This is a genomic window from Desulfallas thermosapovorans DSM 6562, from assembly GCF_008124625.1.
Taxonomy (GTDB): Bacteria; Bacillota; Desulfotomaculia; order Desulfotomaculales; family Desulfallaceae; genus Sporotomaculum; species Sporotomaculum thermosapovorans.
The window spans coordinates 1-5,668 of the sequence record NZ_VNHM01000030.1; the positions used below are offsets into that span (position 1 = coordinate 1).

Annotated in this window: 9 protein-coding genes and 1 pseudogene; 3 read left to right on the forward strand and 7 right to left on the reverse strand. The window is 45.9% G+C overall.

Annotated elements, in window-relative coordinates:
• Positions 1–309, forward strand: a 309-nt coding sequence (locus tag LX24_RS14495) for a transposase (RefSeq protein ID WP_166512842.1), incomplete at its 5' end; no start/stop codon positions are given.
• 267 nt (positions 310–576) lie between these two features.
• Here LX24_RS14495 and LX24_RS14500 read toward each other — a convergent pair.
• The 5 genes and pseudogenes from LX24_RS14500 to LX24_RS14520 form a co-directional block, all read right to left on the reverse strand.
• The gene (locus LX24_RS14500) at positions 577–804 is read right to left on the reverse strand and encodes a hypothetical protein (protein WP_207706632.1); all 228 of its coding nucleotides are present in this window, start codon (positions 802–804) and stop codon (positions 577–579) included.
• A 39-nt stretch (positions 805–843) separates the two neighbouring features.
• A pseudogene (locus LX24_RS14505) lies at positions 844–1,122 on the reverse strand (VOC family protein); the annotation flags it as partial.
• Positions 1,123–1,228: 106 nt separating this feature from the next.
• Positions 1,229–2,293, reverse strand: a complete 1,065-nt coding sequence (gene arsB, locus LX24_RS14510; RefSeq protein ID WP_166512850.1) for an ACR3 family arsenite efflux transporter — start codon at positions 2,291–2,293, stop codon at positions 1,229–1,231.
• A gap of 410 nt (positions 2,294–2,703) precedes the next feature.
• The gene (locus tag LX24_RS14515) at positions 2,704–3,099 is read right to left on the reverse strand and encodes an ArsR/SmtB family transcription factor (RefSeq protein WP_166512844.1); all 396 of its coding nucleotides are present in this window, start codon (positions 3,097–3,099) and stop codon (positions 2,704–2,706) included.
• A gap of 277 nt (positions 3,100–3,376) precedes the next feature.
• Positions 3,377–3,802, reverse strand: a complete 426-nt coding sequence (locus LX24_RS14520; RefSeq protein WP_166512845.1) for an ATP-binding protein — start codon at positions 3,800–3,802, stop codon at positions 3,377–3,379.
• A 131-nt stretch (positions 3,803–3,933) separates the two neighbouring features.
• On the opposite strand from LX24_RS14520, the gene LX24_RS14525 reads away from it, so the two are divergent.
• Positions 3,934–4,341, forward strand: a complete 408-nt coding sequence (locus LX24_RS14525; protein ID WP_479723370.1) for a recombinase family protein — start codon at positions 3,934–3,936, stop codon at positions 4,339–4,341.
• Positions 4,338–4,562, forward strand: coding sequence for a hypothetical protein (locus LX24_RS14530; RefSeq protein ID WP_166512846.1), 225 nt, complete (start codon positions 4,338–4,340; stop codon positions 4,560–4,562). The genes LX24_RS14525 and LX24_RS14530 overlap by 4 nt, the downstream gene beginning before the upstream one ends.
• Positions 4,563–4,680: 118 nt before the next feature.
• Here LX24_RS14530 and LX24_RS14535 read toward each other — a convergent pair whose 3' ends face one another.
• The gene (locus LX24_RS14535) at positions 4,681–4,947 is read right to left on the reverse strand and encodes a type II toxin-antitoxin system RelE/ParE family toxin (protein WP_166512847.1); all 267 of its coding nucleotides are present in this window, start codon (positions 4,945–4,947) and stop codon (positions 4,681–4,683) included.
• On the reverse strand, positions 4,947–5,198 hold the full coding sequence (locus LX24_RS14540) for a hypothetical protein (protein ID WP_166512848.1): 252 nt from the start codon (positions 5,196–5,198) through the stop codon (positions 4,947–4,949). Before LX24_RS14540 ends, LX24_RS14535 begins: the two co-directional genes overlap by 1 nt.
• Between the last annotated feature and the right edge of the window lie 470 nt (positions 5,199–5,668).

Sequence of the window (5,668 nt, forward strand, 5' to 3'; positions counted from 1 at the left end):
CAACACAGTATACGATTAAGCGGCCCAAGGCTGGGTAGACCACCAGCTGACAAGTCGCTTCAAAAAGAACAAAGACGCTTGGAACGGCAAGACGCATGCGAACGTAATGCCATAGAAGGTAAATTCGGCGAAGGTAAGCGCCGCTATGGGCTGGCGCGTATTATGGCGCGCCTGAAAGAGACCGCCGAAAGTGTAATTTGCCTCCAGTTTTTGGTGATGAACTTGGAGCGCAGGCTGCGTGTTATTTTGTTTATTTTTCTCCGGTACCTATTTGGGCATAAACCGGCTTTTTTAAGGCCGTCGTTATAAATGTTTTGATTGAAATAGGATTGGTTCAGCAATCCCTAAGTATGATTTTGCGCCAGCTGATATTCCATTTGTTTACAAATTAAGGAGTGATAGATTTGATGTAACTTGGCTTACTGATAACTAAAGCCACGAGTGTGCGGCCAAGTTACATCAAAAAAACTTCAGCTGAATCAAATTCAAATGGTAAATCTGAATAATTCGGTTTCGCTACCGGTATATTGAATTACTTTTTTCGGCAATGATTTCAAGTCAGGGTATGCATTTTCGTCAGGGGGTGTGCAGCGTTTCGACCGCTTCTAGACCCGCGAATAACACACGCAGTCCGTATAAAAATTCTCCTTCGAAATCACGTTCCTCTGGTTCGCTACACTGGTCGATAACCCCAAGCATGTTGGAAATATCGGCATATGTTTCCGGCGTTGTATTTTTAAGCCTTACTTCATCAGCCACAAAAGAAAGTACATAGTTATTCAGCAGGTTCGCCACCGTCACCAAGTTCTTTTTCTACGCAGACGAAGTTTTCCCGTCATAAAATCATAAAGGACGGTATCGGGTTCCAGGTTTGGCTTTATAAAGGATCGATTTTACAAATTCAACTGGATGCTGAATAATTCTTGCTGTTTCTTCGATGGAAAAACCTTGTTCCAGATAGCGTTTTGCGATAACAACCATAGACTCGCCTATTTCAATAATATGGTAGTCCGGGTCATATATTCTTACTACTCTCTGTTGCCAATCGTGCTTTAGGGGCTGGTGAACATATTCAATATTATCAAATTTCTTTAGATGATCGATAAAAGCATCAAATTCATTTTTAGCCTTGTTTCATCGGCCAAAATTTTTAAAAAACCAAGCATATCTTTCATTGAAATACCTCCAGAACACCAATCCGGCGGTTACATCTACGGTAAATTAGTGCTTACCTGGTGGGCAGCGCCCCCGGCTCGAAATATTTTCTCTTAAATGACAGGGCCACGTTGACCAGCCAGATCATCACCGGCACTTCGATTAGCGGTCCGATTACCGCGGCAAAAGCCTGGCCGGAATTGATGCCGAACACCGCCACCGCCACCGCGATGGCCAGCTCAAAGTTATTGCTGGCGGCGGTAAAGGAAAGAGTTGTGGTTTGTTCGTAGTTTACGCCCATCTTTTTGCTTATAAAGAATGAAACCAAGAACATGATCAAAAAGTACAGCACCAGCGGTATGGCTATTCTAACCACATCTATGGGCAGCTTGACAATATAGTTGCCCTTCAGGGAGAACATAACAAGGATGGTAAACAGCAAAGCAATCAGAGTTACGGGGCCGATTTTGGGCATGAACTGGTTGTCATACCACTCCTTCCCCCTGGCTGGCATTAATGTAAACCGGGTAATAACACCGGCCCCAAAAGGTATGCCAAGATAAATAAAAACGCTCTTAGCCACTTCCGCCATCGATATGTGTATTTCCAGGGATTCCAGCCCGAACCACCGGGGCATCAAAGTTATGAACAGGTAAGCATAGACCGTGAAGAAAAGTACCTGGAAGATGGAGTTTAGCGCCACCAGGGCGGCGGCATATTCGGAATCGCCCTTGGCCAGCCTGTTCCACACAATAACCATGGCTATGCAGCGGGCCAGGCCGATGAGGATGAGCCCCACCATGTATTCCGGGTAATCCCTGAGGAAGATAATGGCCAGAAAAAACATCAGCAGCGGACCGATAACCCAGTTTTGAACCAGGCTGAGACCCATGACCTTGACGTTTGTAAAAACCTTTCCTATTTCCTCATACTTTACCCTGGCCAGAGGCGGGTACATCATTACAATCAGGCCGATGGCTATGGGTATATTGGTGGTGCCCACCTGGAACCGCCCCCAGAAGTCAGCGATTTGCGGGTAGAAGTAACCGCCCGCCACTCCCAATGCCATCGCCAGGAATATCCAGAGCGTTAAGTAACGGTCCAAAAAATTTAATTTGCCGGTAACTGAATCGGGCATATAATCAAACCTCCTTGCTAATATATAGCCCAATACAAAGGCCAGCGCTAGGGCAAACCCGCGCAGCTTTGATTTTTCTGCGTAACCGCCCACGTAACCCACTACAAAAACCACTGTGGGCAGTGTACAGGGGCTGAGGCCGCTGGCCAAACCTCCGGCAAAAACCAGTAAGCCAGCAAGTGGTGTGATTGAGTCGGCTGGTAGGTTAATCACGAGCCGCTCACCAGGCTTTGAAGCTGTTTATCCACTGCGTCGACATCAAATTCTCCTAAAATTGGCGCCTTAGCCTGGCTGTCCTTGTCAACAAGTACCACCGCCGGTATAGAGGTGACCGAGTATTTTTTTAACTAGTTCCATGCCGGAACCAAATTCTGGGCATCTGACCAAGGACAACGGAAAAATCCCTGAAGTTAGGCTTCCTGCTTCAAGGATATCACCTGCGTTTTTCCTTCTTTACATAGTGATATGTCCATGTCGCTTTCCAACTGTTTTAAACGCAGAGATTCTTCTTTAAATTCCGGTAGCTCATCCAATTGGGTATGAAAAAATTTGATTAGATTATTAAAGTTCTCATCAATGTAATCAATTTGCAGGCTATAAAATATACGCTGGGCCTCTTTTTTTTCGGTGACCAGACCCGCTTCTTTCATGGTCCGTAAATGTTGCGAAATCCTTGGCTGACTCATTTGCAGCACCGATTCCAGCTCACAAACGTACATGGGCCTAATGGATAGCAGTTTTAATATTTTTAACCGGGTCGGTTCCCCCAGGGCCTTGAGAATTTTGACAAAATTGTTGATGTTCATAGCCTTTCCTCCATTAATACTTATTTATATAATGATATCTTTATTAAATATTTTTGTCAATAATATCTGGCTGCCTTTCATAAGTATTGGAAAAAAGCATTAATTATACTATAACTAAATAATAATTCACTTATTTAAGGAGGGCGCTTATGAGTATTAATTGCTCCAATTGCGGCATAGCCAAACGGGAAAATAATAAGCTGCGCTGTTTGAAATATAACTACCTGATGGCACCAAACGCACCGGAAAATTGGCGCGATTGTAATTATTACACACCTCACATGGAAGAGGACGGGGCAGTGCTTTCTCCCGAGGAGCACTTGATGTTAAAAGAAGTGGAAATGCAGTCACGTGGATTTAAAGGGGCCGGTGTAGTATCATGTATCGAATAATGGCCCTGCCGGCAGGCGGCATTGCCCAGCGCACAAGCGATATACGATTTACCCACTCCCGTGGGGCCGGTGATGATTACGTTCTGGTGCATGGTTATCCAGCGACAAGTACCCAGGCTTCTCACCAGCCCCCGGTCAAGGCCACGCGGCTGGTGATAGTTTATATCCTCCAGACAGGCTGGTAATCTTAATTTAGCCTGTTTTAGCAGCCGGGCCAGGCGTTTGTTCTGCCGGTAGGTCCACTCCTGCTCCACCAACAGACCGAACCGTTCCTCAAAGGAAAGGTGATCGAAGTCAGGGTTCTGTATCACGCCCCCTCAACTTAACATTACTAAATTGAAGTCTAACTGTCCAATTGTGTTAGGGGGCTAAATAGATAGTACAACCGACGCCCCGATAATCTTTATTATATGGGTTAGTGTTTTTCACGGGCATTAAGCATTTGAGAATCTACAATAAAATTTTATTAAATTTAAGTATCACAGCCCAGGTGCGGGCATGTACTGAGTACTGTAAACGCAAGGGGTATATAATTACCAAAACATATACCGATGAAGCCCGTTCTGCCCTGACTGATGACCGTCCACAATTCCAGAAGTCTATCCAGGATGCCAGAGACGGTCTGTATGATGTCCTGGTCATTCACAAGCTGGACAGGTTTGCCCGCAACCGTTACGATAGTGCCTTTTACAAACGGGAACTGCGCCGGGCCGGTGTTAAGATTGAATCTGTGCTGGAACATCTAGACGATTCGCCGGAAAGTATTTTGCTGGAAAGTTTATTGGAAGGGCTGGCCGAATATTACAGCGGGAACTGGACAAGATATCCGCCAGGGCGACCATTACGTTGACAAAAAAAGATGTCGAGCATTATCTTGATGACTTGCATGAAAGGTTTCAGGATAAAGAAAACGAGGAGCTATTGAAGCCCCTCGTGCAACAGTTTGTAGACAATGTGATCATTTTTGAAGATGAGATAAAAGTTGTAATGAAAATATTTTTGGTTACCACTGGTGGAGGCGGGCCTTACCTTACGGTAACCAAATATATACCCCACCTTCCTCATAAATGATATACCAGCTTAATAAAGTAATATTGAATTGGATGCCAAAGCCGGGCCTGGTGATATGCGGCTTTCTTTTGTATATTAAGAAAGGACTGCCTTGTAAATAAGAAAACAATCAAAAACTTTAATATGGCGGTCTGAAAACTTGTTCATGAGTGCCAACATTTCTAAGTTGAATAAAATCTTGCGCTAAAAATCGAAATGTTATTCTTAATGACCTTGTGGCGCTGGCTTCCCAAATGTCTTTGGTTCCTTTGACGCGCTTTACACGTAAAGAAGGATGTTTACTGTTTTCAGTCAACATCCTTACCGCCTTTTCTACCGCCAATGCATGTTGATTACTTAAACGACTAAATGACCGCTCAAATCTTTCCGTGGTAACAAAGCGCATTATTTTGAAGCCTGCTTTCTTCTAGCGTGCAAAGAACGCATTAAATCATCTACATTATCATAATGGTAAATCCTACCGGCTGCAATATCCTCATCAGCTTCTTTCTCGGCAGCCTGCCATTGGGGCGTCCAATACCAGGATTGGTTATCATCCAAAACACCGGTTTCTTCCAAACGCCGAGCTAGTTCAAATTTTTCAGCAGCTGATAGGCTTTTAATTGTCTCAATTAGTCGCTCAATATTGGTGGCCACGTCAATCACCTCAAGTTAATATTATCCAAAACCCACCGAGAAATCAACAAAAGCTGAGTATATTGAGAGGGCTTTCATGAATATGTTCAATAAGCTTCCGCAGCCCGGCGGAAGAGCGCGCGCGAAGCGCGCGTGGGGCCGCAGTAGCGGCCCCCGTCCCCGGGGTGGCAACGCCGCCCGCCCGGTGGCACAAGCCCATGCGCGTACACTAACCTATACGCGGGGCGGGTGTGCGGGACGGTGCCACCATCGCGAGTAGAAGGCCGCGGGCGAAGCCGGCGGCCTGGTAGATGAGGTAAGGTTATGCGCGCTTTTTGCGCATGACCTTACCGTTCCGATTGAGGACCCCAAAGGAATACATGCAAAGACCCCAGAGCTGGCCAGTGTGCCGGCAAAGCCGGACCCGAAAGCTTGCGACCCCAAAGCGGCTTTGCCGGCACTCTGGCCGACATGCACGCAGACCCCGGGTG